At 45.5% G+C, this 26,506-nt stretch carries 23 protein-coding genes; 14 read left to right on the top strand and 9 right to left on the bottom strand.

Features of this window, described 5'->3' with window-relative positions; translation table 11 throughout:
* Positions 1–312: 312 nt before the first annotated feature.
* The 3 genes from AAEY83_RS09430 (at position 313) to pncB (ending at position 4,988) form a co-directional block, all read left to right on the top strand.
* Positions 313–2,283: a glycine betaine ABC transporter substrate-binding protein gene (locus tag AAEY83_RS09430; RefSeq protein WP_025644145.1), complete on the top strand. Its 1,971-nt coding sequence runs from the start codon at positions 313–315 to the stop codon at positions 2,281–2,283.
* A gap of 78 nt (positions 2,284–2,361) precedes the next feature.
* On the top strand, positions 2,362–3,249 hold the full coding sequence (locus tag AAEY83_RS09425) for an ATP-binding cassette domain-containing protein (protein ID WP_025644146.1): 888 nt from the start codon (positions 2,362–2,364) through the stop codon (positions 3,247–3,249).
* A 512-nt stretch (positions 3,250–3,761) separates the two neighbouring features.
* Positions 3,762–4,988, top strand: a complete 1,227-nt coding sequence (pncB, locus tag AAEY83_RS09420; protein WP_025644147.1) for a nicotinate phosphoribosyltransferase — start codon at positions 3,762–3,764, stop codon at positions 4,986–4,988.
* Between the two features lie 99 nt (positions 4,989–5,087).
* On the opposite strand, the gene xseB is transcribed toward pncB, so the two are convergent.
* The 3 genes from xseB to AAEY83_RS09405 form a co-directional block, all read right to left on the bottom strand.
* Positions 5,088–5,333, bottom strand: coding sequence for an exodeoxyribonuclease VII small subunit (xseB, locus tag AAEY83_RS09415; protein WP_025644148.1), 246 nt, complete (start codon positions 5,331–5,333; stop codon positions 5,088–5,090).
* A 265-nt stretch (positions 5,334–5,598) separates the two neighbouring features.
* Positions 5,599–7,155 (bottom strand): exodeoxyribonuclease VII large subunit, encoded by a 1,557-nt coding sequence (gene xseA / locus AAEY83_RS09410; RefSeq protein WP_025644149.1) that lies wholly within the window; start codon positions 7,153–7,155, stop codon positions 5,599–5,601.
* Positions 7,156–7,383: 228 nt separating this feature from the next.
* Complete coding sequence (locus AAEY83_RS09405; protein WP_037058683.1) at positions 7,384–7,713, bottom strand: hypothetical protein; 330 nt, start codon at positions 7,711–7,713, stop codon at positions 7,384–7,386.
* Positions 7,714–8,062: 349 nt separating this feature from the next.
* Here AAEY83_RS09405 and AAEY83_RS09400 point away from each other — a divergent pair, with 349 nt between their 5' ends.
* The 11 genes from AAEY83_RS09400 to purF all read left to right on the top strand — a co-directional run bounded on the left by AAEY83_RS09400 (position 8,063) and on the right by purF (position 19,665).
* Positions 8,063–8,722, top strand: a complete 660-nt coding sequence (locus tag AAEY83_RS09400; RefSeq protein ID WP_025644151.1) for an alpha/beta hydrolase — start codon at positions 8,063–8,065, stop codon at positions 8,720–8,722.
* A gap of 339 nt (positions 8,723–9,061) precedes the next feature.
* Positions 9,062–10,162 carry a cell division protein ZapE gene (gene zapE / locus AAEY83_RS09395; protein ID WP_025644153.1) on the top strand — a complete coding sequence of 367 codons (1,101 nt, stop codon included), beginning with the start codon at positions 9,062–9,064 and terminating at the stop codon, positions 10,160–10,162.
* Positions 10,163–10,453: 291 nt separating this feature from the next.
* The gene (locus AAEY83_RS09390) at positions 10,454–11,143 is read left to right on the top strand and encodes a nitroreductase family protein (RefSeq protein ID WP_084212598.1); all 690 of its coding nucleotides are present in this window, start codon (positions 10,454–10,456) and stop codon (positions 11,141–11,143) included.
* 162 nt (positions 11,144–11,305) lie between these two features.
* Positions 11,306–12,658 (top strand): NAD(P)H-dependent glycerol-3-phosphate dehydrogenase, encoded by a 1,353-nt coding sequence (locus AAEY83_RS09385; protein WP_025644158.1) that lies wholly within the window; start codon positions 11,306–11,308, stop codon positions 12,656–12,658.
* 45 nt (positions 12,659–12,703) lie between these two features.
* Positions 12,704–13,159: a phosphohistidine phosphatase SixA gene (sixA, locus tag AAEY83_RS09380; protein WP_025644160.1), complete on the top strand. Its 456-nt coding sequence runs from the start codon at positions 12,704–12,706 to the stop codon at positions 13,157–13,159.
* A 92-nt stretch (positions 13,160–13,251) separates the two neighbouring features.
* Positions 13,252–14,463: a type II secretion system protein GspL gene (gene gspL, locus AAEY83_RS09375; protein WP_025644162.1), complete on the top strand. Its 1,212-nt coding sequence runs from the start codon at positions 13,252–13,254 to the stop codon at positions 14,461–14,463.
* A gap of 100 nt (positions 14,464–14,563) precedes the next feature.
* The gene (locus AAEY83_RS09370; protein ID WP_025644164.1) at positions 14,564–15,163 is read left to right on the top strand and encodes a type II secretion system protein M; all 600 of its coding nucleotides are present in this window, start codon (positions 14,564–14,566) and stop codon (positions 15,161–15,163) included.
* Positions 15,164–15,334: 171 nt separating this feature from the next.
* Positions 15,335–15,880 (top strand): DUF4870 family protein, encoded by a 546-nt coding sequence (locus AAEY83_RS09365; protein WP_025644166.1) that lies wholly within the window; start codon positions 15,335–15,337, stop codon positions 15,878–15,880.
* Positions 15,881–16,088: 208 nt separating this feature from the next.
* Positions 16,089–17,147 carry a quinone-dependent dihydroorotate dehydrogenase gene (locus AAEY83_RS09360; RefSeq protein ID WP_025644168.1) on the top strand — a complete coding sequence of 353 codons (1,059 nt, stop codon included), beginning with the start codon at positions 16,089–16,091 and terminating at the stop codon, positions 17,145–17,147.
* A 98-nt stretch (positions 17,148–17,245) separates the two neighbouring features.
* Positions 17,246–17,743, top strand: coding sequence for a CvpA family protein (locus AAEY83_RS09355; protein ID WP_025644170.1), 498 nt, complete (start codon positions 17,246–17,248; stop codon positions 17,741–17,743).
* A 386-nt stretch (positions 17,744–18,129) separates the two neighbouring features.
* Entirely contained in the window at positions 18,130–19,665 is a 1,536-nt protein-coding gene (purF, locus tag AAEY83_RS09350; RefSeq protein WP_025644172.1) for an amidophosphoribosyltransferase, read from the top strand.
* A gap of 170 nt (positions 19,666–19,835) precedes the next feature.
* On the opposite strand, the gene AAEY83_RS09345 is transcribed toward purF, so the two are convergent.
* The 6 genes from AAEY83_RS09345 to yajC form a co-directional block, all read right to left on the bottom strand.
* Positions 19,836–20,195, bottom strand: coding sequence for an AzlD domain-containing protein (locus AAEY83_RS09345; protein ID WP_025644174.1), 360 nt, complete (start codon positions 20,193–20,195; stop codon positions 19,836–19,838).
* Positions 20,188–20,832 carry an AzlC family ABC transporter permease gene (locus tag AAEY83_RS09340; protein WP_084212601.1) on the bottom strand — a complete coding sequence of 215 codons (645 nt, stop codon included), beginning with the start codon at positions 20,830–20,832 and terminating at the stop codon, positions 20,188–20,190. Before AAEY83_RS09340 ends, AAEY83_RS09345 begins: the two co-directional genes overlap by 8 nt.
* A 181-nt stretch (positions 20,833–21,013) precedes the next feature.
* Positions 21,014–22,444 (bottom strand): MATE family efflux transporter, encoded by a 1,431-nt coding sequence (locus AAEY83_RS09335; protein WP_029374370.1) that lies wholly within the window; start codon positions 22,442–22,444, stop codon positions 21,014–21,016.
* 159 nt (positions 22,445–22,603) lie between these two features.
* Positions 22,604–23,875, bottom strand: coding sequence for a protein translocase subunit SecF (gene secF / locus AAEY83_RS09330; RefSeq protein WP_025644177.1), 1,272 nt, complete (start codon positions 23,873–23,875; stop codon positions 22,604–22,606).
* A gap of 9 nt (positions 23,876–23,884) precedes the next feature.
* Positions 23,885–25,762, bottom strand: a complete 1,878-nt coding sequence (secD, locus tag AAEY83_RS09325; protein ID WP_025644179.1) for a protein translocase subunit SecD — start codon at positions 25,760–25,762, stop codon at positions 23,885–23,887.
* 201 nt (positions 25,763–25,963) lie between these two features.
* Positions 25,964–26,302, bottom strand: a complete 339-nt coding sequence (yajC, locus tag AAEY83_RS09320) for a preprotein translocase subunit YajC (protein WP_025644181.1) — start codon at positions 26,300–26,302, stop codon at positions 25,964–25,966.
* Positions 26,303–26,506: the final 204 nt, after the last annotated feature.

The following is a 26,506-nucleotide window of genomic DNA, read 5'->3' as shown; positions in this document are numbered from 1 at the left end:
TCGTCGCTTTGTGCCTTGTCTGGAACAATTTTAGCAATCAGCAGTGCCTATTTGCGAATGTTCAACACGCCCTAATAAAATAGCGTTTATTTTGATAAGCGCTATTTTTTTGAAAAAATACTGTCAAAACCTGCAAAGGTTTTACATACTATTCATTACTCATATTTCATACCCATCTTTTATGGCGCTGCGATTACCGTCTCATGGCTACCAGCGAAAGGCTATACAAGCTAATATTTATAAACATAAATAGTCATAAAAGCTCGCTTTGATCATAAGTAGTCATCGCTAAAACCATATATAGGATTTATTATGCGCCAATGGATTGTTTTTAGCTTACTCCTATTAAGCTCACTATTACTGCCTTTATCTGCCTCGGCTGCAGCTTCCACATCGTCTTGTGAGACCCCCATTAAGTTTGGCGCGCTTACTTGGGAGAGCGGGCAGTTCACTACAGGCGTCCTCAAGTACATTACTGAGAGCGGCTACGGCTGCGTCGTTGAAGAAGTACCAGGAGCGGGGCCAGCGCTTGAGAACGCGCTATTGCAAGATGACATACAAGTCATCGGCGAGCAGTGGATAGGACGCTCACCCATCTTAGAGCAAGCTATTGAAGACGATAAAGTGACGATCATTGGCGATACGCTAAAAGGCGGTGCGACGCAAGGCTGGTATGTGCCGCAATACGTAATGGACGATAATCCTGGTCTACGTCATTATCAAGACTTGCCAGAGTACGCTGAGCTATTCACTGATCCTGAAAGCCCTGATGAAGCCCGTTTTATGAACTGTCCTGCAGGCTGGACTTGTGAAATATTCAATGTGCGTCTACTCAAAAACACCGGCTTAGATCGTATCTTTAATATCACAAGCCCCGGAACAGGAGCGGCGCTCGACGCTGAGATTTCCTCCGCCTTTGAGCAGCGTAAGCCGTTGTTGTTTTATTATTGGCAGCCGACAGGACTGATGGCGAAATACGACTTTGCAGCGCTCAAGTTCCCTGAACATGATAAGAGCTGCTGGGATGATCTATTATTAGCCAATGGTACCTCCGACTGTGTGACTGGGTTTCCTGTGTCACCTTTAGCGATTGCGGTATCGACGCCATTTCTCGATAGCAATCCAGAGCTCAGCCAAGCCTTCAAAAAAGTACAGTTCACTCCAGACCAGCTCAATGGCGCGATATTGGAGATGAGCGAGAATAAGCGTAGCGGTGATGAGCAGGCCTTGATGTTTTTGCAACAAAACCCTGACATTTGGCAGAACTGGCTCTCTGCAGAGGCTGCCACGGCATTGGCGACTGATCTAGATATTCGTTTGACAGGTACGACTGCTGGGGATACTCGTATTGACTCGCCGCTAAATGATGAAACGGCATCAGATAATTTACTAGGGCTATCGTCAAGCTTCCCAGAATGGTCGCTTGAGACCCCGCTGAATAAGGCGCTAGCAACGGTAGTAAGAGATTACGGAGAGGTGTTTCGTGGTATTAGCAGCGTAACCTTGACTTATTTATTATTGCCTATTGAGCGCTTGTTAACCGTCATTCCCCCTTGGCTGATTATCGCTTTAGTGACGGTATTGGCTTGGTTTGGGGTGCGCAAAATATGGTTCGCTGTCGCTTGCGGCGTAGGGCTGTTTTTGATTGGCGCATTTGGGCTGTGGGGCGCTTTGATTGATACCTTGGCGCTATTGATTGTCTCAGTGCTCATCACGGTTGTCATCGGTATCCCCATCGGGATTGCGATGTCAGGGAGTGCCTTATTACGCAAAATTGTGACCCCCATTCTCGATGTTATGCAGACCATGCCAAGCTTCGTTTATCTGATTCCAGTGCTGATGCTGTTTGGTATCGGTAAAGTGCCGGCGTTATTTGCCACCATAATATATGCGCTGCCACCTTTGATACGTTTGACGACGTTAGGTATTACCCAGGTCAATCATGAAATGATCGAAGCGGGCCGCTCATTTGGTAGTACACACTGGCAGCTACTGATCTGGATTAAACTGCCGCAAGCGCTGCCGAGTATTATGGCAGGGATTAATCAGGCGGTAATGATGTCGCTTGCGATGGTAGTACTAGCTTCAATGATTGGCGCGCCGGGACTAGGCGAAGATGTGCTGCAATCTATTCAAACGCTCAATATCGGTCAAGGTTTGCAGGCAGGTACGGCGATTGTCATTGTAGCGATTATTATTGACCGTATCAGCCAAGCATTTGGTCAAGGTAAGCGCGCGCGGCAAAAGACCATCGAAGAAGGTCGCCGCCCAACGATAGGTTAAGCTGACCTTTTTATTCGCCCTTATGAGCAACGACTAAATAGCAAACACGGGCATAATTAATAACTATTGAGAAAAATGATGGATCATATCAAACTAGAAAATATCAGTAAGATTTATAATGCAAGCCCAAAGCAAGCACAGTCTGCCTTAGACTTATTGGCTGACGGAATGGACAGTACGCGTGTCAAAGCACAAACCGGTTATTCGGTCGGGCTATACGATGTCAACTTAGCGATAAAGGCCGGTGAGCTACACTGCATTATGGGTTTGTCGGGTTCAGGTAAATCAACGCTGATACGCCATCTAAATCGTTTGATTGATCCGACTACTGGCAAGATTTGGGTCAATACAGACATGCGAAATGATAGAGCTGCTAACATTAGTAAGCCCGCGGCTGCCGATACACATACGAGCCATTCAGCCATAAATATCTTAGATCTGGATGATAAAGGCCTGCAGCAGTATCGTCAGCATACGGTCAGCATGGTGTTTCAGCATTTTGGTCTGATGCCGCATATGACTGTGCTACAAAACGTCGCTTACGGACTGCGCGTACGCAAAATGAGTGTCAGCGAGCGTCATGAGATTGCTCGTCATTGGTTAGCTGAGGTTGGTCTGCCGAATCTGGAGAGCAGCTACCCGGATGAATTATCGGGCGGTATGCAGCAGCGGGTAGGGCTGGCGCGCGCTTTAGCGACCGATAACCCGATACTGCTGATGGATGAAGCCTTCTCCGCACTCGATCCGCTCATCCGTGGTCAATTGCAAGATCAGCTATTAGAGCTACAGGCTCGGCTGCATAAGACCATCGTCTTTATCACTCATGATATCGATGAGGCGGTCAAAGTCGGGCAGCGCATTAGCATCTTAAACGGCGGGCGCTTAGTACAAACCGGCACACCAAATGAGCTGCGAGACAATCCTGCCGATGACTATGTTGCGCAGTTTATGAGTGCGAAGCACTAAAGCGATAATAAATAAAGATAGTTACCGCGATAGAACCTGCTTGCTTAAAGGCGGGTTTTACACGCTATATTTTAAAGTGAGTCTCTTCTCTGGTTAACACAATCTTAATGCCTAGATAGTCGTATTAACATTAGCTCATTGTTTTAGCCTCTTAATGCTCGTAATATGAGGCTAAAATAAGCCACCCAAAGTAAACCAAAGCAAAAAAATTCAACTAAAGCTCGTTTTATCTACGATATCTTATCCAAAGTCCTTTTCAAGTCGTCTCTAGCTTTTCAATGATTGGTCTGTATTTTGGTCATTTTTTATCCCTGTCAGTGTCAAGCCGCAATTAGGGTACGCGCCGTTAATGAAGTTGCTCCAGTCATGACTGTATGCTAACGGTTTTGAGGTTATTAAGCGGCAGATAAGCAAATGCTAGATAATGGCGTTATACTTAAACCCTGTTTTGTTTACTGCTATTGTTTGCTAGAAAACTCTTTATTATAAAATCCACACGCTAAGGTTACCGTATGGCTGTTACTCATACCCCAATTATCACCTCTTTGTTAGACAATGATCTCTATAAGTTCACTATGCTACAAGCAATGCTGCATCAGTTTCCGCAGACGCATGGGGTGTATCGTTTTCGCTGCCGCAATAATAATGATGCTGCTTATCCGCTAGCGACCATCAAAGAATCATTAGAGCAGCAGCTAGATAGTCTTTGTGAACTGCGGTTTTTGCCTGACGAATTAGAGTACTTACGAACCTTACGCTTTATGCGCTCAGACTTTGTCGATTATTTAGAGCTATTTCAGCTCAAGCGTCGTTTTATCACCGTCAGTACTGATAGCAAAGGGCGCTTATTCATCGATATCGAAGGGCCAATGATTCAAGCGATGTTTTTTGAGGTATTTGTACTGGCTATTGTCAATGAGCTATATTTTAATGCTTTATCTAATCCGCAAGTGATCGCCGAGGGGCAGCGCCGACTCGATGATAAAGTGGCTTTGCTGCATCAGTATGCCGAGCAGCAAGTCAATAATGAGAGTGATACGCCGCCCTTTATCGTTGCGGATTTTGGTACGCGCCGGCGCTTTAGTAAACGCTGGCAAGCGCACGTGGTCAAGACCTTGCATCAGGCTGAGCCCAATATTATCAGCGGCACGTCCAATGTATTGTTAGCCAAGACACTGGAGATGACGCCAATAGGTACGATGGCGCATGAGTTTATGCAAGCGTTTCAGGCCTTAGACGTGCGTTTGCGTAACTCGCAAAAGGCGGCATTAGAAGCTTGGGTGCATGAATATCGTGGCGATTTGGGTATCGCTTTGACTGATGTGGTAGGCATGGATGCGTTCTTACGCGATTTTGACTTGTACTTTGCCAAGCTCTTCGATGGCCTGCGTCACGATAGCGGCGATCCTTATATTTGGGGTGATAAAGCCATCGCTCATTATAAAAAACTAAAAATAGATCCAAAAACCAAGATTATTACCTTCAGTGATGGCTTAAACCTAGAAAAAGCCTGGGAGCTGCATCAGTACTTTAAGGATCGGATCAAAACCAGCTTTGGTATTGGCACGAATCTCACTAATGACATGGGTCTGACGCAGCTCAATATTGTACTCAAACTAGTAGAGTGTAATGGTCAGCCGGTAGCGAAAATATCAGATAGCCCTGGCAAAACCATGATCAACAATGACACTTATTTGGCGTATTTACGGCAAGTGTTTGAGGTTGATGACCCGGAGTAGCGTAATAGTTTAGCTTTATATTATTTATGTAGGCTGGGTTTTTAACCCAGCAAATTCTTATTTGAAGTTGTAATGTCAAAGAGGGGTGGATAAGTCTAATCAGTCATCTTCATCAGTGACGACGACTTCCTCAGCAAAAGCAGCATCTAACGCTTGCTGCACGGCATTGATACGCTCTTCGCAGACGCGATAAGCGGCGATAGACTCTTCAACCGTCGTCATTAGGTTGTCGATATCTGGCTCGTCTTGCTGTTGTAATTCTGCAGCATTGGTTTTTAGAATATCGTAGGCCGCCTTAAAGGTTTTTGGGGCGGCTTTTTTACGTCTACGAGTCGAAGTGGCCATAGGGTTTCCTTTGTTGATATGACTTTAAGAGTTGTTTTTAAAGTTTAATTTACGAATATTCTTGCAGGTTTAACATATTTAATGGTGCGCCTCGCGCGCCCTACATAGCTTAATTGATAAAAACTTAAAGATTAAAAACTTTAAATTTAATAAAAAGATACATCGTAGGCTAGCGCTTTAGCCCAGCTTCTATATCTTGCAAAAGCAAAATGCTGGGCTAAAGCGCTAGCCTACAAAAAACATCATTGTTTTTGAATTAAAGTAATTACAGAACATTATGATTGTCATTAGTAGGACTAATAGCTTCTAAGCTTTTGACACTTAAGATCTGCGCGGTCGCTTGCCCATCTTTTAGCATAATGTTGATGGTTTGATCAGCATAAAGCTGGCTGCTACTAGTCAATACCTGCTGACCTTTATTGTCCATTAGCATGCTATAGCCTTGTTTTAGCACTCGCGTAGGCCGATGCAGTAGGACGATATCACGTAGATGTTCACTATCGCGCTGAGCTTGTGCTAGCTGCTGCTCGCTACTATGCATTATTGTTTTTCGATGATTTTTGGCGGCAATACTAGCCGCCGTCAATTGCTGATGCGCGCCTTGCTTGATTTGAGCTTGCCAGTCGCTAGTCACTCTAGCCGCTTGTTTGACTTGTCGCTGCGCGCTTTGCTGAATACTTTGCCAAGCGTAGTTGCTGTCTTTTTTCAGCGCGGTGAGTTGCCCGATAGTCTGTGATTGCAGTTGGCTGAGTTGTCTGACGCTTTGCTGCTGAGCGACTTTGAGCTGACGCTGCGCTGCTTGCTTGATCTGTGATTGATAGTTCAAAGTTTGCGCTATTAGGCGAGCTAAGTGAGCGATAATCGCCGCTATCACTTTAGATGGCGTATCAAAGCTGCTATGTGCTACTTCATCAAGGATGACTTTGTCGCGCTCATGGCCAATACCGACCCAAACTGGCACTGGCTGCTCAGCGACCAAGGCGGCAAGTTCGTAGTCATTGAGGTAAGCTAAGTCGCCAACCGCGCCGCCGCCGCGAATGATCACCAGTAGATCAGGCAGGCGCTGATAACTATCAAAAAATCGCTGCTGAGCACTGACGATCGCTTGACGAATCTCGGCGGGCGCATGATTGCCCTGAAAAGTAGCGTGATGATAATGAAACTGACAAGCGCCCGTATTAGCAAGACGATCGGCGTCCGCTTGAAAATCGCCTAATCCGGCGGCTTTTTCTGGGGCAATGACAATCACGTGCTCTATATCAAAAGGGGACTCTAGCTGCTGATTGAGGTGCATCAGGCCTTCACCGCTCAAGCGATCGACCATCTGCGCGTATTGCCGTGCCAAATCTCCTAGGGTATAGCTCGGATCAATATCTTCAATCGTCAAGGAAAAGCCATACTGAGGATGAAAGTTCGCTGATACTTTAAGTAGGACAGTCAGATCACGGCTGAGCGCCATACCCGTCGCGCGTTCAAACTTAGCGAGTACACGCGCCGCTTTAAAGCGCCAAAGGTTGCCTCGGCAGCTAGCAACGACTTTGCCGTCATCGTCCTTTTCGGCCAATTCAAAATAATAATGGCCGCCTTTGCTCGAGAGGTTGCGAATTTCAGCTTTAACCCAAACTCGGTGGGCAAAGGTTTGTTTAACCACCATCTCAACCGCGCTTAAATAATCACTAAGTCGTAGCACGGTATCTTCAAGATTGTTTTCTAAACTACTCTCGACCTCGGCCAATTCTGCTTCCAAAGTCGCTAAATCTTTGGCAGGCGCTAAAGTTTTTGCATTGGATGACTTAACAGAATTAAGGTTAGGTTTGCGCATAGAATCAGACCGAATAGGGAATATAAAATGAAGAGGTAATGGTAAGCTAAACCATATTAAATTGAAACAATAGCAAACAGCCAAACTGGTTTTGCCACGATATTAGAGCCTTCTACTTTACCTCAAAATCTAACGCTAAGCGAAGCCAAGTTGATCAAAAGATCCAAGCTTGCAAGAGAGGGCTTAGGTATGTCAAAAAAAGATCAAATGCTCGTTAGGCCTGCGTCTTTACTGACAGCGAAAACTAATCATATATTCATAATCATCGTCGCGTGCTAGCTCAGGCGAGCCAGTCCCTAGTATAGCACCTACCATCGCGCCAGCTTGCCCGACCATGCGTCCAGTACGCTCATTCAAAATCCCATTATATCTAACGGTGTCTTTGACGACGATGACTTGTTTACCGCGACACGTTTTATCAGCGGTAGCAATGGCATTTTGCTGAGCTTGTATCTTGGTTGCGCCAAGGCCTGTGGTTTCATAAGTGGAGTCAGCACGCTGAATAACAGGGGAGGAGGGCGTACTCTGACAAGCGCTCAGCGCTAGTGCTACGATCATCGTTGACGCTAGAAGCGCTGTTTTTCTAGTAGAGCCGAGATTGTTGGACTGATCATTGGATTGATTATAAAGGTTGTTCATAAGATGCTCCTTTACTACAACTGAGTCAAGATTAGCAAGATGAAATGACTAGGTTGCTTAGGTTGCTTAGGATGCTTAGTCATCTTTACAAGATTAGCTTACTACTACTCTTTACGTCACGTCTATAGATGTCGTGTTTGTAGTGTTGCGCTTTTTTAAATTTTTAACGAGACTGTTTGCTTTTAATAAGACTAAAACAGCAAATCACTTGAAATATAGCAGATTTCTAGCATAATTGACCTCACTCTTTTAATCGGTCGTTATTATTATGCCTTTAATTCCTGCTCCTGCTGGCGTGTTAGAAGTTGATGCGCTTTGGCAACAAGACAATCCTTGTGATCCTAATACCGATACTGTGGCGCTACTGTGTCATCCGAACCCGTTATTTGAGGGCACGATGAATAATAAAGTGGTCACGACTATGTACCGTTTTGCCCGCGACAACGGTATGCACGTAGTACGTTTTAACTTTCGCGGGGTAGGGCAGTCGACAGGAGAGCATGACTACGCGGAAGGTGAGGTGGTCGATGCTATGACCGTGTTACAATGGATTGCCGGGCAGAGCGATGCTCGCAAACTGTGGCTAGGCGGCTTCTCTTTTGGCGGCTATGTGACGGCTCGTACCGCTGAGCAGGTCTTAGTGTCGCCGCATGTCTGGGGATTGAGCGACTTTGAGATTGCCAATGTCGCGCTCATCTCGCCTTCAATTGAAAAAAACGATAGCGAGCATATTGCTTTGCCGATTGAGAAGACGTTTGAGATCTATGGAGATGCCGATGAGGTCATCTCACCTGACAATATGCAAGCTTTTGCTGAGCGTTTAGGGATTGAGGTCAGCGTAGTCGAAGGTGCGGGGCATTTTTTTCATGGGCGTTTGACGGAGTTAAAAAAGCTATTAGAGCAGCACAGTTTCGGTTCTGATAGCTAATTGAGTGCTTAAAAGTGCAGATGCTATTTATAGAGTACAAGTTATAGAGTACAAGTGCTACATAGTAGTTATCATAGAATAGCTATAGCATAGTAGCATTAGAGCACGTTATAGTATCCGTATAGCTAAAACAATAATTATCGCTTTACATAAGCTGCATTATAGTCGTAAACATCGAGCCGTGTTGGCCTAGAGAATAAAGCTGGTATAGCAAGCACCACTGCTTTGACACCATTTATTCTGACGAATCTGTCCTTATTGTCTCAGTGCAAAAGACATAAGCGAATAAGAGTAGACGGCCAAAACACTTTTTTTATTTTGTTAAATATGAGTCGTATTATGAGATTATCTCCATTACAGCGCTACGAGCAAGCCATCAGCTCTGAAGACTTTACCCGAGATGAACAACAGTATATAGCCATGAGCTATCTTGATGATCTTTATCATAAGCTTAATAATACGGTCGAAGAAAAAAAGGGCATTTTTGGGTTTTTCAAATCTAAACCTGCCGCGCCAAAGGGCTTGTATATGTGGGGCGGCGTTGGCCGCGGCAAGACCTGGATGATGGATATGTTTTATGATTCGCTGACTATAGAGCGTAAGATGCGTCAGCATTTTCATCACTTTATGCAGCGAGTGCATAAAGAGCTCAACCAACTACAAGGCCAAAGCGATCCGCTAGAAAAGGTTGCTGATATTATCCATAACGAAGCAGTAGTTATTTGCTTTGATGAGTTTTTTGTCTCTAACGTCTCTGATGCGATGATATTAGGCGACTTATTTACCATGCTGTTTAATCGCGGGGTGACTTTGGTTGCTACCTCAAACATCGAGCCGGCAGGCTTGTACAAAGATGGTCTGCATCGAGACCGTTTTATGCCGGCTATCAAAGAGGTTGAGACACATACTACGGTGATGAATATCGACTCTGGTATCGATTATCGCTTGCGTGTCTTGCAGCAGGCGGAACTATATAAATCGCCTATGACGCGTGAGAACCATAACTGGCTTGCCAACCGCTTTGCGAGTTTATCGAACAATCTCAAAATCAGTAGCGAGCCTATCACGGTTAATGGCCGCGAGATTAAGATTAATGCCCGTACCGAAGACATCTTGTTTTGTGACTTTCGCCATTTATGTATGCAGCCGCGCTCCGCTGCTGACTTTATTGAGATTGCCAATCGATTTAGCACGGTTTTGATCAATGCCGTACCAGCGTTAGACGACGATCTGCGAGATCCAACTCGCCGCTTTATTTACTTAGTCGATGAGTTTTATGATCGTAGGGTTAAGCTGTTAGTGCGTGCTGAGCAGTCTATTCTTGATCTTTATCAAGGAGAGAAATTGGCCTTTGAGATTGAGCGTACTCGTTCACGCTTGCTTGAGATGCAATCAGAGGATTATCTAAAGATGCCGCATCGACTCGATGACGCCGCATAAGCCTTTTGTTAATGACCTTATGAAGTAACTTACGAAGTATTGTATTAAGTACTACATTGAGTATCTTATAGTCGAACCACTATTAAAGTGTTACAGCGTTAGACTCGTTTAGCCTACTACTGTAGTACTTGCACTCGTCTGCCTTGTACCACTTTTAATATTGATTGACTATACAAGCTTAATTGATAAGCCAAATAATAACAGTGTAGTTTCTTAATAAAATGATAACGATAATAGAGCTACTGATAGCAATAATAATGATAATAGCCGACGATTATAAAAGGATGACAAATGAGTACGCCAAGAGAGCGTTTAATCACCGAGGAAGATGAATTAAGCGTAACAACCAAAGAAACTTCTAATCATGAGAGTGACCGCCTTGATAGTAGCAATGAAAGTGATATAGAAGATAAGCAGCTCATTGAGTGGATTAAGTCTAGGCGCACTATTGGCAATCTACAAGAGCCGGCACCGACTCACGAGCAAATCAGAGCGGCGATTGACTGCGCGGTGACTGCGCCCGACCACAAAAAACTACGACCTTGGCGTTTTATTATCAGCGAAGGCGAAGCGCGTCAACAGCTGGGGCAAGCATTACTTGAGGCGGCAGAAGCGCAAGCGGCGAGAGCAGGTGAGACACTATCGGATAAGACTCGTAAAAAAACTGCCAATCTGCCAATGCGCGCGCCAGTGATTATTACAGTCGTGACTAAGATGCAAGAGCACAAGAAAGTCCCGCCGTTTGAGCAGATGCTTAGTGCCGGGTCAGCGGTGCAAAACCTACTATTAGCGTTAATGGCGCAAGGTTTTGGCAGCGTATGGCGCACAGGTCTGCTGTGCAATGAGCCTGCGGTAAAAGATTATTTTGATGTCGCGGCTGATGACTATGTTGTCGCCTTTATTTATACTGGTACGAGCCCAAAACCCAAACCTCGCAGAAAACCTATGGATATAGAGCCGCTGCTGCGTTTTGAGTCTTAAAGATTTATTGCGGTTAAGAGTAATAATGGCTGACCTATATTTGCGTTAAAAGGTTTTTACTAAAGCTTTTTTGGTTGAAACTTTTTCAATAAGTATAAAGGGCGTAATAGCTAATAGCTACTTGGTTCATCCTTTAAGCACTGACAATATGGATATAAGTATATGACAAGCTCCTCAGATGAAGATAAGCAAAAACAAAATGCTAATAACGCTGACACTGTAGGTCGCGACAAGAGTAATAATAGCGAAAATAATAACAATAGCAATGAGAACAAACCGACTGGCTTGATAGCCAGTATTCTTGATCGAGCCACCAAATCAGGCTTTGGTCGCAAAAAATTGAACCCTAATAAAGTTGAGGCGGCGGTAGCCAAACAAATGGATCAAATACATAAGAGCCCAGAAAAGATACGTCTAACAGTGCTTGGCGGCGGTAGTTTCGGTACAGCAATGGCCAACCTAGCCGCGCGAAATGGCTGTGATACTACCATTTGGGTACGCAATAAGCGCACCGTCAAGTCTATGGCAAAAACGCAGATGAATAAGAAGTATCTGCCAGGGTACAAGCTCGATAATCGCTTAAAGTACAGCTACGACTTAGAAGCTGCGGTAAAAGACAAAGATATTATCTTTTTAGCCGTACCCAGCTCAGCCTTTCGCGAGACTCTCAAAAATATCAAACCATTTATCAGTGGTCAATCGATTGTTTCGCTCACAAAAGGTATGGAAAAAGACACGTTTGCCATGATGAGCGATATCATTAAAGATGAGCTGCCGGAGGTGAACTTTGGGGTGATGTCAGGGCCAAACTTGGCGGTTGAAATCATGAAAAACATGCCGTCAGCTACGGTCATCGCCAGTGAGTCAGAGCCGCTACGCCACGCTGTACAAGCGGCGCTACATAGTGCTTTTTTCCGAGTGTTTGCTAGTGATGATATTCGCGGTGTCGAGCTTGGCGGCGCGCTTAAGAACATCTATGCTATCGCTATGGGTATGGCTGCCGCCTACGATGTCGGTGAAAACACTAAGGCCATGCTGTTGACACGCTCGTTGGCTGAGATGAGCCGTTTTGGCGTAGAAGAAGGCGCCAATCCGCTTACTTTCTTAGGTTTGGCTGGTGTAGGCGATCTTTATGCCACTTGTAACTCAGAGCTGAGCCGCAACTTTCGAATTGGTAATATGCTCGGGCGCGGTATGGATATCGATGCGGCGGTCAAAAAGCTAGGCCAAACCGCTGAAGGGGTCAATACTATTCAGCAAGTTCATGAAAAAGCCAGTAAGCAAGGTATCTATATGCCTATTACTCATGCTCTACATGCGGTCATCTATGAAGATAAGGCAGCGCTAGGAGTCGCTCTACACTTGATGGAAGCCGGATTTCGTAGTGACGTGGAGTTTGTGATGCCGCATGACCATAGTAATGCGGCCCTTACCGCGCAGATGAACGCTGCGAGTAGCGCAGACGACAGCGAAGGCAACACCGATAAAAAAGACAGTAATAACCTTAATAAATAATCCTCATCAAAAATAAAGCAAATAAAGATGAGCAAAAGGAGTGCTATGAAGATTATACTGATGCGACATGGACAAGCTGAAAACGAGAGTCGCCCAGATAGCGCACGGCAGTTGACCGAATACGGTCATCAGCAAGCCGCGCAGACGGCTGAATATCTTATAGAGCATTATCGTCCTGATCATTTTGTGGTCAGTCCGTACGATAGAGCGCAGCAGACCCTAGCAGAACTGCAAGCGCGTGCCACCGATGTGCCAGCTAGTGTACAAGATAATATCACGCCCTCAGATGACGCTCATGCAGCACTGATAGAGCTTGGCCATATTGAAGCAAACTGTCTGGTGGTGGTTTGTCATATGTCTATTGTCGCTAATATTGCCAGCTTACTCACTGGCGCAAGTCCTGAGTCGTTTTCACTAGCTGAAGCGCGAGTGTTTGAGATGGAGTTTGTGATGTCAGGAATGGCCGAAGAGGTTGATCGTTTTGTACCTATGCAGCCGTAGATAGCCTTCGGTAGCTTAGATTAGCGTTAATAAATTATCCACTTTTAAATAAACTGTCAACTTCAACCGCTAGCCACTAAAGGACACCTCTATTGTTACATGTTTGGTTAAGAGATCAGCATAGCCCACTTGCGGTCTGGCAAGCAGATGCTAAGCAGTGGCAGCTAGTCGATGACTGGCAGCAATTGCAAGAGCATTATATTAGTTATAAAAGTGGTAATGACAAGCGGCTTTGTTTGTATTTTCCATCTAGCCATTTGCTCCAAGTAGATACTGAGCTCAGTCTTAATCAGCTCAAGCAGCTAGGCGATACTGGCAAGCAGTACTTATTTGAAGAAACGTCAATTACCCCAGTCGAGCAGCTGATGGTGCGTCAGCAGAGTTATGCCAGTCACCATCATCTCTACGCGCTCGCAAAAGACGATAGTGACTCATGGCAACAAAGCGCAATACTGGCAGGGTTTAGTATTGGAGCTTTGCTGCCTGATTTTTTATTGTTGCCGGTGCCTGAGGAAGGCGCAGGTCAGCAAGTAGTGCTGTATCAAGATAAACACACCACTTTGCTGCGGCAGTCGTTGCAGCAGGGCATGGCAGTCAGCTACTTGCCCTTAGTGGTTGAGCGCTTGCCTCATCTCAGTGAGATATGCCAAGTAAGTGCTATCGATGAGTCTGTAGCGAGTATAGAGTCGCCACAGCTCTCCGCGCCGCACCTATTACTCACTCAGATTGCCGCCAAGCCTGAGCCCATAGATATACCTGATCGTCACGCTCTGAACTTCTTTACTAAGACCTCAGACACAAAGCTCTCTCCTTATTTGCGAGTGGCGGCTATGGTGGCGCTATCAGCATTGGTATTACAAATGGCTACCGATGGCTTACAAGCGTACCGCTATAATCAAGCAAGTGCGGCAACCCAAAGCGCTATCGGCAAACAATTTCAATCTTGGTTTCCAGAAGATCGCTTAAATTCGCGGACATTGTTACAGACGCAGATGCAAGCCAAGCTGCGCACAGATAGTCAAGCCCAGTCGGCACATATGACAATCCTAGCGCGTATATCACCTCTCATTAAGCAGTCTTCACTGACTGCGCAAAGCTTAGTGATGCAGCCAAGCTCTCTTAGTTTTACGCTTATTGCGCCTAATCGCAGCAGTCTTGACGAGTTTGCTAATACGCTAGTCACTCAAGGAATAGCGGCCAGCTTGCAAAGCGTTAACGGTAATGAGCAAGGCGAGTTCAGTGGGCAGATAACCGTAAATATAGCGGATAATAGCGCTGAGGCTGGCGAGTTATCTTCCTCTTAACCCGGCTCGTCAATGTCATGTGGTATGTTGCTTTTGACGATTTATAACTTATTAAATGTTTTTATAGCTTCTTAAAATTTAAGTAAAAAAAGGCTCAGTGATGAATAAGCCGCAGCGCCGTACTAAACCTAGCCGTACGAAAGGTAATAGTACAAGCTCTTCAAGTTCTTTAAATACGGCGACGAGTAGTCCTGCCTCTAGCAATACTTGGTCTGAGCGTTTAAGCCGTTACCAATCGACATTAACGACACGCTGGCAAGCACTGTCTCCACGCGATCAGTTGGCCTTAGGCGTTTTATCGCTATTTTTATTAGTGTTTCTCGGCGGTTATGGCGGCTATAGTGTCAATCAAGCGGCGAAAGACAGCAAAGCGCAGTACCAGCAGCAAGTAGCCGATTATTTTTGGTTACGTGCGCAGGCGAGCAATATTGACAACAACGCGCTCAATGCCAGTACTGAAGGCCAAGTCGTTGCCCCTGCCACTGCGGTCAATTCGCTGTTAACCAATGCCGGTATTGCTAATGCTCAAGTAGCGGCCGTTGGTGATACTGTGCAGTTAAGCTTTACTAACCCAAGCCAAGCGCTTATCACTAGCGCGTTTGGTAAGCTGAGCGAGCAAGGCTGGCAGGTCACTCAGCTCAATATGCAGCAAGATATCAACACCAAGCAAATTCAAGTACAAGCCACGCTTGCTTCTTAACGGTTAGACTGGCATTCAATCTCAATCTTGAAAATCGTCTTTATAACCGCAATATTAGATAAATGAGCGCTACTGAGTATTTGAGTGTTATCATCAAATCGATAGCTCGATCTTATGGCCAGGCGCTGCAATTTGCCATCATTACCGTCAAGTGTGATAGGGATACTTATTATGAGCTCACCTTCTAACCCTAATTCTGATAACTCTGATGATTTTGTATCTCGGCCAACCTTAGACAAATCAGAGTCTCGCTTTGAAAATAGCATTCATGCCCAACAGACCCATGAGCTTACACGCTCAAGACAAGATACTGCGCTTAGTGATAAACAGCAGCGCTCACTGATCACTTATAACCATCTTACCTATCTGCTTTATGTCATTAGCTATTTGACGGCAGGGCTGTTGTGGATTGTGCCTATCGCTATGAATTATGCTAAGCGTCACGATGCTGATGGTACTTGGTTGGCCACGCATTTTGATTGGCAAATCAAGACTTTTTGGTATAGTATCATCTGGTTTGTGATCGGTCTTATCATAACGCTAGTAGCCGTTGGCGGCTTAGGTATCAGTGTGCTAGCTGAAAGCAATAATCTTGCTATTGGCTCAGGGCTATTTACCGGATTAGGTATCTTAATTATCTTGTTTACGGTTATTTGGCATGTATATAGAATTGCCCGTGGCTGGATTGCTTTGAGCGATAAGCGGCCTGTGCCTTGATGGCGGTTTTGTTTGAAAATTAATGTCTGATAAATAATGTTGAACAACGCTCAGTCTATTTAGTTATAAAGTCGTTAATTGCTAATATTTATAGCATAATATTTGCGGTTATTTTGGCTAAGCCTATAGCAAGCTGATATAATCGCAGCGCTTTATGGCAGTCGTTTTGCCTTTTCTATTCACCATTTAATCAGGGTTTGTTGTCACTATGTCCTACGCCTTACTTCGTCCGTTTTTATTTAAGATGGATCCTGAGCGCGCTCATGATATGACGCTGTCTTTATTGGACAAAGCACACAAAGCCCGCACTTTAGGGTTGGTATATGGTCAGCCGATGCAGCCCACCACTTGCATGGGTCTGCAATTTGCCAATCCGGTAGGACTAGCGGCCGGCCTCGATAAAAACGCAGATTATATCGACGCGCTAGCCGAATTAGGTTTTGGTTTCATTGAAGTTGGTACGGTGACGCCGCGGCCACAAGTCGGTAATGACAAACCGCGTTTATTTCGACTCAGACAGGCCGATGCTATTATTAACCGTATGGGGTTTAATAACCAAGGGGTTGATTATCTCATAGATAATGTCAAACGCTGCAAGTATAAGGGTAATATCGGTATCAATATCGGTAAGAATGCGAGCACGCCTGTTGAGCAAGCCGCTGATGACTATGTGTATTGCTTAGAGCGCGTCTATCCGCATGCTTCTTATATTACGGTCAACATATCCTCTCCGAATACTGCTAATCTGCGCGATTTGCAAAGCGGTGAAGCCTTGACTCAGCTACTAGATACTATCAAGAACCGTCACAGTCAGCTGGCCACTGAATATGGTTTTTACGTGCCTTTAGTATTAAAAGTCGCTCCTGACTTAGAGCCGCTGCAGGTCGATTATATCTCGCAGCAGCTGATAGATTTTGACATTGATGGTTTGATTGCCACTAATACCACTTTGAGCCGAGTCGGGGTAGAGGACTTACGCGACGGGGATCAAGCGGGCGGTTTATCCGGTCGTCCGGTGAGCCATACGAGCACCCAAATCTTACAGCAATTCTCAGATCAGTTAGAAGGCAAAGTAGCACTGATTGGCGTGGGTGGTATCGATAGCGGCGATAAAGCCGTCAAGAAGATCAAAGCTGGCGCGGATTTAGTGCAGCTTTATACTGGCCTTATCTATCGCGGGCCTGGGCTAGTACAGTCTTGTATTCAAGCTATCGGCGGTTATTACGATGCCATTTATGATACCAGTGACAATACTACGAAAGAGTGATGTATAACCGTTTATTTGCCTATTTGACTGATAGACCCAATGATAGCTGAGTATGATAATACTTTTCACCCTTTCCTTAAACGAATGAGGCCGTAGAGATGAGTGGTTTAGATATTATCATTGCTATCGTGGTGCTCATTGGTTTATGGCGCGGCTTTCAGGCAGGGTTGATAAAAACGGCGGTAGGACTTATGGGCTGGTTTGTCGCTCTAATTGTCGCCACTCGGCTAGCTACGTCGATTGCCCCGCAGTTATCAAGCTTAGTTGCCAATCCGGTACTGCAGACGGCATTAGCTTTTTTGATAGTCGTGATTGTTATTTTAGCCATCATGCACTTGCTAGCGTTTATTTTCTCAAGCGCACTCAAAACGCTAAATCTTAGCGTACTCGATAAGATGGCAGGCGGTGTATTGGGAGCAGCCAAAAACACCTTAATGGTGTTGGTAGTACTTAGTATCAGTGCGCCTTTATTGGTACAGCTGCCGCAGTGGCAGACCTCAGTGCTTGCCCCTGAGCTGATGCCTTATGCACCAATGGGTAAAGAGCTAGCTACCGATATGCTAGGTATGGCTTGGGGACAGATTAACCAATCATAATAGCTCTGAGCCGACGATGATATTTATTTTACTCTTATTGATTTTTCTATAAGGTTAGAGCATGTAAGCTATCTAGGCTTTGGCATAGTAGTGTTATAAAATAAAAAAAGTTTTCTTATAAAACTGCGTCATCAGGATTATGCTATCAGAGTGATGTTATTACCGTAGTATTCGCTCTTTAAATATAGACGCATCGATATTGTATATCAGTTGCATTGTTTCTAAATTTTCAAGTTTCTGACTTTTCAAGTTTCTAAATTTCTAGCTAATATGAATTCATTGCTATCAGAATTCATTAGTGCAGGATTCATTAGTGCCAAACCACTAGTATGAATAAACGCTATACCTTCTCGTTACTAATCTTTGCTCTAAAATAGGACATAACTATGTGTGGAGTCGTTGGGGTTGCAGCTCATGAGCCCGTTAACCAAATTCTTTATGATGGCTTGACTATGCTTCAGCATCGCGGTCAGGATGCAGCCGGTATCGTTACTTTGCAAGATGGGCGTCTGTACCTGCGAAAAGAAAACGGTATGGTGCGCGATGTGTTTATGAACCGCCATATGATCAAGCTAGTCGGTAAGTTTGGTATCGGTCATGTGCGCTATCCGACTGCTGGCACCTCTAGCAGTGCTGAGGCGCAGCCGTTCTATGTCAACTCGCCTTATGGTATTACCTTAGCGCATAACGGTAACTTGACCAATGCGGAAACCTTAGCCAAAGAGCTATATATCGAGGATCGTCGTCATCTCAATACCGATTCAGATTCTGAGGTGTTACTTAACGTGCTCGCCCATGAGATGCAGGACTTAGGCAAGACGAATCCTAACGCTGATGATATTTTTGAAGCGGTAAAAGCGGTCTATCATCGCTGTGAAGGCGCGTATGGCGTAGTGGCTTTGATTACCGGTCACGGTTTATTAGCTTTTCGTGATCCTAATGGCATCCGTCCACTGGTATTCGGTGAGCGCTTGGCGGCTAATGGCGGTACAGAATATATGGTGGCCTCAGAATCAGTGGCGCTAACAGGCTCAGGGTTTACGATTATTCGTGATGTCAAACCCGGCGAGGCGATATTTATCGATTTAGACCATAACTTGCACACTTATCAGTGCGTTGAGCAGCAAGAGTATACGCCTTGTATCTTTGAGTACGTCTATTTTGCGCGTCCAGATTCGATTATGGATAATATCTCAGTCTATAAGTCGCGTCTGCGTATGGGCGAAAAACTAGGCGATAAAATCTTGGCCGAGTGGGGCGATGATCATGATATCGATGTGGTCATTCCTATTCCCGATACGTCGCGGACCTCAGCGATGGAGCTGGCGCTGAAGATGAATATTAAATATCGCGAAGGCTTTATGAAGAACCGTTATATCGGACGCACCTTTATTATGCCAGGCCAGCAGCAACGCAAAAAATCAGTACGGCAAAAGCTCAGTGCCGTGCCGCTAGAGTTTAAAGGCAAAAACGTCTTGCTAGTGGATGACTCTATTGTACGCGGCACTACTTGTCATGAGATTATCCAAATGGCGCGTGATGCGGGCGCGCGTAAAGTCTTCTTTGCTAGTGCAGCGCCGCCGGTCAAGTACCCTAATGTCTATGGTATCGATATGCCAGTACGTAGTGAGCTGATCGCTTCGGGACACAGTGTTGAAGAAGTGCGTAAGATTATCGGCGCGGATCGTCTGATATTCCAAGATTTAGATGACTTGATTGATGCGGTAAAAGACACTAAGCATAGTAAAGTGGAAGGCTTTGATTGTGCCGTATTTAATGGTTGCTATATCACTGGACAAATCAATGAAGCTTATCTTGATCATCTGCAGGCTCAGCGTAATGATACGGCTAAGACTGGCAAGAAAGGCGTACAAATTGTTGCTGATACGCCAGTCGATATGATGGGTATTGAAGAGATATAATCTTTAGATTAATAGCATCATTGCTTGTCATAGTATAAAAAACGAGCTTCTCTATGTTAAGTAGGGAAGCTCGTTTTTTATGCCGATATTTAATTGTTCAGTGTTCAGTGTTCAGTGTTCAGTGTTCAGTGTTCAGTGTTCGGTGTTTGATTGTGCGCTTTCAGTAGATTTTAACTTAAGAGCTGAGCAAATACCCAAAGCAGACCATTTAAAGTCGCTATACCGACGATCATACTCACTAGCAGCTGCTTGCTAAAATGATAAACTAAAAATACCAGTGCTAATGCACCAATCTGAGCTAACAATAGATGCACCTCAGGACTGGCTAAACTATGGCTCAGCGACAAGTCTTGATAAGCCAAGCTAGTCAAAATAAGCAGCACCATCACCGATAAAGGTAAGCTCTCATTAAGCCTGTGGAGCCAAGGCGTGTCTAGTATTTTTTTGGGAATTAAGGCAGGGATAGCTCTAGTGACAAAAGTCACCGCTGCCATAGCGAGAGTAGCTATAATTAGATATTGACTAGTCATCAGAGTGGTCTCCTGTAACAGAGTACTGCAGCCAAAATCCGCGCGCTAAAATCAGCAGCATACAAAAGCTAATAGCGACTAATAATAGCCAGTCACTAGTGAACAAGGAAGCCAGTATCAGCCCAATGACAGCGATAGCGATAGGAAATAGCCGCTTCACATTTTGAAACTGCTCATAAGCTAATATGGCAAACAAACAGACTAAGGCGAAATCTAAATGCGGCACTAAGTCGTTGAGAGCGCTACCTATCATCACCCCAATCAGAGACGCCGCCACCCACCAGCTTTGATTAAATAGACTGATAGGCAGTATTAACGCTTGTCGCTCCTCAGCAGGCAGGCTAGTCATTACCGAAAAGGTCTCATCGGTTAGCGCAAATAAGCAATAGGTCTTAGCCAGCTTTTGGGTAGGCATAGATTGCAATAACGGCATAGCATAAAAGACATGACGCAAGTTAATCGCGGCAATGTTGGTTGCGATACTACCCACAGGCAGACCGGCGCTTAGCATGGGCAAGCACGCATACTGCGCTGCGCCTGCATAGAGAAATAAACTCAGCATCAAAGTTGCCCAAATAGGAATGCCAGCGACTTGAGCAAGAACGCCAAAGGCAATACCAGCAGGCAAATAGCCCATTGCCACAGCTAAGCTTTTTTTGAAGCCATCAGCCCACCGATAGGAGGCCTGTGTTTGTTGTTTGGAATAAGAAATGGTCACGTTAGATCCTGAGATTTTCGATGTTGTTATATGTGACATCCAGCTTTTATTTTTAGGATTTAGCGCTTGTAGTCACGTTTTATTTAAATTTATTCTAGTTTTATTGAGGTTGTAGCTTGTCGTAATTGCCTGTCAGGTAAGCACGGTATAAAAACGCGCCAAGAATCACTAGTCTTAGGGCTAATAGGCACCAAACGCTGAGCCAAATCCCTGTCATATCGTAGCGCTCATAAAGTAGCCAGCTGATAGGGAAGAAGACCACGGCTAATAGCAGGGCCGCATTTCGAATGACACTACCAGCAGTGAGACCGAAAAATATACCATCGAGCCAGTACGCGCCTACGCCTATCAGCGGCAGTAGTATCGCATAATTCTGATATTGGCGGGTAAGGGTGAGCACCGGTTCGATATTGGTCATTGTCTGCAAGTATGTCGGCATTGCTAGGAACCAAAGCAGACTTAAGAGCAATGCCAAAGCGTAGCTGACGATACCTGTCCGCTTGACAATAATAGCAAAGCGTCGCCAGTCTTGTCGCCCTGCGGCCTGTCCTGCAAGTGTCTCTGCTGACACCGCTACGCCATCTAAAGCAAAGGCTGAAATACTGAGAACTTGCAGAAGAATAGCGTTAGCGGCCAAAACTAAGTCGCCACTTTGTGCTGACAGTCTTGTGACCCAAGCAAAGCTCAAAGTCAAAATAAGGGTGCGAATAAAAATATCTTTATTTAAAGAAAATAGCCTAAGCATCTTTGAGCGCGTAAAATACTCAGCGTCAGTACTAAATAGAGCTGACCACGACAGTTGTAAATGCTGGCGACTTAGCCAAAGTGCTAGCCCCACTCCTGACCAAAAGGCGATAGTAGTCCCTAAAGCAACACCGACTAATCCCAGCCCCATACCATACACAAAAAACAGCGTCAGTATAATGTTTAATAGCGCAATAAAACCTTGCTGATAGAGCATGTAACGCGTCTTACCTTGCCCTGCGAACCAGCCAATAAAAGCAAAATTCATCAGCTCAGCGATGACGCCCCAGAAGCGCACGTCTAAGTAAGTTTGGGCAGCGACGCCACTAGCAGGATTCGCCGATAACGCTTGCAAACCGTATTCGATCAGCCAAGGTTTTGCTAAGAGTAATAGCGCCCCGATGATAAAGGCGAGTACTAAAGCGCGCTGCAAAATAGAGAGTAGGGCCGAGGCCATTTGCTCTGAGCCTGAGCGGTTACTTGAGCCATTAGCAGTTGTATCCTCAGCTGCCGCACTGGCACTGAGCTGACCCAGAGCCTGAGCCGATAATCCAGAGGAGGCGTACTGCAAAAAGTTAAAACTGACTAATAATAGCGATAAAAGCTGGATTGCAAGTCCCATGCCCGCAAGATTGGCCGCCGCACTCATATTACCAACGACGGCAGTATCAATCAGGCTTTGTAGCGGCATGGCTAGGTTTGCCAACATAACAGGCACGGCGATAGAGATGATACGCCGATAGCGGGTATCGATAGGTTGGGGCGCTGCTGTTGAGGTTGTGGCCATAAAATATCGCTGTTACTGAGATAAAGGCTAAACGCTGTAATACATAATACAAAAATAAAAGCACCCAACACTCATCGATAATGAGTCAGGTGCTTTTATAATAACTTTTTAGCGAATAGCTATGAATAACTATTCGCCAATTCACTTATTTACAATAAACTATTCAAACATTTTTGGGTCATTAAAGCTAACGATCTCTTCTTCAAACTCAGGTTTTACTTTTACCACAAAGTCATCGCGTGATAGACCCATCGCTAGCGGAATAGAGCTTGCAATATAAGTAGAAGAATAAGTACCAGCAAGCAAACCGATAAATAACGCCACTGAGAACCAGTATAAGCCATCACCGCCTAAGAACATCATAGCCAGCACGACTAAGAGCACCGTTGAGATAGTCATGATCGTACGGCGTAAGGTTTCAGTCAATGACAAGTCAATCGTTTGGCGCGGCGTGATACCGCGAACCCGGCGGAAATTCTCACGGATACGGTCATAGACAACGATAGTATCATTCAGCGAGTAACCAATCAGCGCCAGTACCGCCGCCAAAACCGTCAAATCAAATGGGAAGCCAAAGAGTGCAAATACCCCAATTGTCACAATCGCATCATGAAATAATGATAATACCGCCCCTAATGAGAGCTTAAACTGGAAGCGTAGCGCGACGTAACCTAGCATACAGACTAAGGCAAGAGCTAAGGCCATCACTGAGTTCAGATAGACCTCGTTACCCACTTGGCTACCTATAATATTGACGTTGCTAATACTAGCTGGATTATTAGGCAAGTCTAATGCGGTATCCAAGCTAGTATTGAGCCCATCGATATTGTCAGATTGCGGCGGTAGGCGTACTAGCAGCTCTTTATTAGTGCCTAAGTACTGCACGACAGCGTCATCAAAACCGTTATCAGCTAAGGCCTCAACCACAGCCGCTTGCTCAACCGATTGCTCGTAGCTGACATCCGCTGAGACGCCGCCGGTGAAATCAAGACCTAGGTTTAAACCATTAACGGCGATAGCAATGATACTTGCGATAACCATAAAGATAGAGAGTAGGCCCATAGGCTTCTCTAATTTCATAAAGGGGATAATACGCTGATCGCCAATGGCTTTTATACCGCCTTCAGCTGCTGCTGCTGCGTCATCAGCGGCGTCGCCCTCGAAGTGACTAGGATCTACAGCATTAGCTGTTGCTAGGGCTTGTGAGCCTTTAGCATTGTCACGCTGAGCTCCTTTAGGCCTTTTAGTCGTTTTATTTAAATTATTGGTTTGAGTATTGCTACCTTTACCATCACGGCGCGGCTTATTACGGCGGCGACGCTTATTGCCTTGCGAGTTAGTATTCGAGCCGCTGTTACCTGACTGATTGCCTGAGCTGTTCGAGGTCGGCAGGTTGTCTTTATTGTTCGGGTTATTCTGATCGATCGCCATAGTAGTCTCCTAACCGATGCTCAAACGTTTGATAGATTTGCGCTTACCATAAGCGATTTGTACTAGCGCTCGTGTCACCAAAATAGCGGTGAACAGTGAGCTGACAATACCAATCGCTAAAGTAATAGCAAAGCCTTTGATCGGACCGGTACCGATAGCGAATAAGATAAAAGCCACCAGCAGTGTGGTAATGTTAGCATCGAAGATACTACTAAACGCACGATCGAAGCCGGCCACAATGGCGGTTTTTGGCCGCACACCGTTGGCTATCTCTTCACGTATGCGCTCAAATATCAGCACGTTAGCATCGACCGCCATACCTATGGTCAAGACGATACCAGCGATACCAGGCAAGGTAAGAGATGAGCCTAATATCGACATGATTGAGATGATAATGATGACGTTGACAGCTAACGCAACGTTAGCAATGACGCCAAACAAGCGATAGAAAATTATCATAAAGATGAACACGAGTAAGTAACCGACTTGGGTCGAAAATAAACCTTTATCGATATTTTCTTGACCAAGTGAAGGGCCAATAGTGCGCTCTTCGACAAAGTACATCGGCGCCGCTAGCGCCCCTGAGCGTAGTAGCAAAGCAAGCTCGGCCGCCTCAGCGCTACTATCTAAGCCCGTGATACGAAACGAGGAGCCAAGTACCGCTTGGATATTGGCACGGTTGATGACTTTAGTCTCCGCGTAAGGCGTCCGAACTTCAGTCGTCTCACCCGTCACAGGATCTTCTTCATAAGTGATGCGTTGTTTGTTTTCGATAAACAGCACCGCCATTTGCTCACCAACTGAGGTGCGCGTGGCGTTTTGCATGAGTCTACCGCCAGCGCTATCTAAGGTAATATTCACCTCAGGTGTACCGCTCTCATCAACGCCTGTCTGCGCGTTAGTGACTTTGTCACCGGTAACGATAGCTTGACGCTCTAACAGAACCGGCGGGCCATCTAGTGATTGAAAAGGGAAGGCCTCAGTGCCAGCAGGAGGAATACCGCCGGTGTAGTTTTCGGCATCTTTTGCTACCATGCGAAACTCAAGGTTGGCAGTACGGCCAAGCACTCGTTTGGCCTCGGCAGTATCTTGTACGCCCGGTAGCTCCACCACGATACGGCTAGCGCCTTGCGACTGTACTAATGCTTCTGCGACCCCAAGCTCAGCAATCCGGTTACGCAAAGTCGTCAAGTTTTGATTAACGGCGTAACTGTTAATCTCATCGACCATGGCATCGTTATAGGACATGACTAGCGCAGGGCCTTGGTCATCAATGGTTGATTGCACCGTAAAGTCATTACCCATTGACGCTTGTAGGATGTTTTGTGCGCGTCCGCGGGCATCAGTGTCAGAGAAGTGCAGAATGATGCTTTGACCTTCAGTTTTAGTACCGGTCACCGCTACGCGTTCAGCGCGCAGCTCTCGGCGCACGTCACGGCTAGCGCTGCTAAGACGCTGCTCTAGCGCCTTATCCATATCTACTTCTAGTACAAAACGCACCCCGCCGCGAAGATCCAAACCGAGCTTCATAGGCTTAGCGCCGATATCGCGTAACCACTGCGGCGTGGTTTGCGCTAAGTTGAGCGCGACGACATAATCATCGCCTAAGTTTTGGCGCAAGACTTCCTGAGCTTTTAGCTGCTCATCTGGAGTATCTAAGCGTACCAAGGCACTGTTGTCCTCAAAGCTACCATCGTGAAAGTCGATATTGGCTTCACTAAGCAGACGCTCAGACTCCGTTAATACGCTCTCAGACAGCTGAGTACCTGCTGCAGCACTCGTAATCTGCACCGCAGGCTCATCAGGATAAAGGTTTGGAGCCGCGTAAAGACCTGCCACGATAAGCACGACAATGATAACTAGGTATTTCCATGCGGGATATTGCATAATGACTTCTTTATATTGATAAAAGACTGGTGATGCAGACCATGAGTGAATAGATAATAGGGTAGCTAATAGCCAAAAATGACCGCAATTAGTGAACGGTCATTACAATATGTGTGACTATAAATGTGTGACTATAAATAAGTACTATAACCTATAGCTGACTACAATCTAACTCATCGTCAAGCAGCACTAAGGTAAGACTTAAACGCTCTCAATAGTGCCTGCAGGGAGTACTGAGATTACCGATGCGCGTTGCACTTTGACATCTGTATTGTTGTTTAAGCTCACAACAGCATAATCGCCTTCGATTTGCTTGATGCGGCCCATGAGGCCACCGGCGAAGATAACTTCGCTGCCAACGGTAAGCGAGCTTACCATCGCGCGGTGCTCTTTAGTACGCTTAGACTGCGGACGAATAACCAAAAAGTAAAAGATAGCAAAAAAAGCGACTGGCAGTAGTAGCTGACCAAATAGTGACGCGCCACCGGCGGCATCGCCTGCTGCTTCAGCAGCATGGGCTGACTGGATAAATAAGCTCATAATTTCTCTCGATAAGTGAGGTACAAAAATAAAATTAGACGCATAGTAACAAAAAATCTAACACTTAGTAACTGTTAATCATAGCACAAGCGCATTTTTCTTAGCCTGACAATAAGCGTAGCGCTAATGGTAGCAGCTATGACGGTACGCATTAGGGCAGATAAGTGCTTCTAAATACTAGTTTTAGTCTTAGGTTTTAGTCCT

The sequence above is a fragment of the Psychrobacter sp. TB20-MNA-CIBAN-0197 genome, from assembly GCF_040309765.1.
GTDB classification, from domain to species: domain Bacteria; phylum Pseudomonadota; class Gammaproteobacteria; order Pseudomonadales; family Moraxellaceae; genus Psychrobacter; species Psychrobacter submarinus.
This window is presented reverse-complemented; position numbering and strand designations above follow the sequence as displayed.

What these genes read in the sequence shown, in the direction of transcription:
- AAEY83_RS09430 (WP_025644145.1), top strand. Translation starts at nt 313, where the DNA reads ATGCGCCAATGGATTGTTTTTAGCTTACTCCTATTAAGCTCACTATTA.
- AAEY83_RS09425 (WP_025644146.1), top strand. Translation starts at nt 2,362, where the DNA reads ATGGATCATATCAAACTAGAAAATATCAGTAAGATTTATAATGCAAGC.
- pncB (WP_025644147.1), top strand. Translation starts at nt 3,762, where the DNA reads ATGGCTGTTACTCATACCCCAATTATCACCTCTTTGTTAGACAATGAT.
- xseB (WP_025644148.1), bottom strand. Translation starts at nt 5,333, where the DNA reads ATGGCCACTTCGACTCGTAGACGTAAAAAAGCCGCCCCAAAAACCTTT.
- xseA (WP_025644149.1), bottom strand. Translation starts at nt 7,155, where the DNA reads ATGCGCAAACCTAACCTTAATTCTGTTAAGTCATCCAATGCAAAAACT.
- AAEY83_RS09405 (WP_037058683.1), bottom strand. Translation starts at nt 7,713, where the DNA reads ATGATCGTAGCACTAGCGCTGAGCGCTTGTCAGAGTACGCCCTCCTCC.
- AAEY83_RS09400 (WP_025644151.1), top strand. Translation starts at nt 8,063, where the DNA reads ATGCCTTTAATTCCTGCTCCTGCTGGCGTGTTAGAAGTTGATGCGCTT.
- zapE (WP_025644153.1), top strand. Translation starts at nt 9,062, where the DNA reads ATGAGATTATCTCCATTACAGCGCTACGAGCAAGCCATCAGCTCTGAA.
- AAEY83_RS09390 (WP_084212598.1), top strand. Translation starts at nt 10,454, where the DNA reads ATGAGTACGCCAAGAGAGCGTTTAATCACCGAGGAAGATGAATTAAGC.
- AAEY83_RS09385 (WP_025644158.1), top strand. Translation starts at nt 11,306, where the DNA reads ATGACAAGCTCCTCAGATGAAGATAAGCAAAAACAAAATGCTAATAAC.
- sixA (WP_025644160.1), top strand. Translation starts at nt 12,704, where the DNA reads ATGAAGATTATACTGATGCGACATGGACAAGCTGAAAACGAGAGTCGC.
- AAEY83_RS09370 (WP_025644164.1), top strand. Translation starts at nt 14,564, where the DNA reads ATGAATAAGCCGCAGCGCCGTACTAAACCTAGCCGTACGAAAGGTAAT.
- AAEY83_RS09365 (WP_025644166.1), top strand. Translation starts at nt 15,335, where the DNA reads ATGAGCTCACCTTCTAACCCTAATTCTGATAACTCTGATGATTTTGTA.
- AAEY83_RS09360 (WP_025644168.1), top strand. Translation starts at nt 16,089, where the DNA reads ATGTCCTACGCCTTACTTCGTCCGTTTTTATTTAAGATGGATCCTGAG.
- AAEY83_RS09355 (WP_025644170.1), top strand. Translation starts at nt 17,246, where the DNA reads ATGAGTGGTTTAGATATTATCATTGCTATCGTGGTGCTCATTGGTTTA.
- purF (WP_025644172.1), top strand. Translation starts at nt 18,130, where the DNA reads ATGTGTGGAGTCGTTGGGGTTGCAGCTCATGAGCCCGTTAACCAAATT.
- AAEY83_RS09345 (WP_025644174.1), bottom strand. Translation starts at nt 20,195, where the DNA reads ATGACTAGTCAATATCTAATTATAGCTACTCTCGCTATGGCAGCGGTG.
- AAEY83_RS09340 (WP_084212601.1), bottom strand. Translation starts at nt 20,832, where the DNA reads ATGGGCTATTTGCCTGCTGGTATTGCCTTTGGCGTTCTTGCTCAAGTC.
- AAEY83_RS09335 (WP_029374370.1), bottom strand. Translation starts at nt 22,444, where the DNA reads ATGGCCACAACCTCAACAGCAGCGCCCCAACCTATCGATACCCGCTAT.
- secF (WP_025644177.1), bottom strand. Translation starts at nt 23,875, where the DNA reads ATGGCGATCGATCAGAATAACCCGAACAATAAAGACAACCTGCCGACC.
- secD (WP_025644179.1), bottom strand. Translation starts at nt 25,762, where the DNA reads ATGCAATATCCCGCATGGAAATACCTAGTTATCATTGTCGTGCTTATC.
- yajC (WP_025644181.1), bottom strand. Translation starts at nt 26,302, where the DNA reads ATGAGCTTATTTATCCAGTCAGCCCATGCTGCTGAAGCAGCAGGCGAT.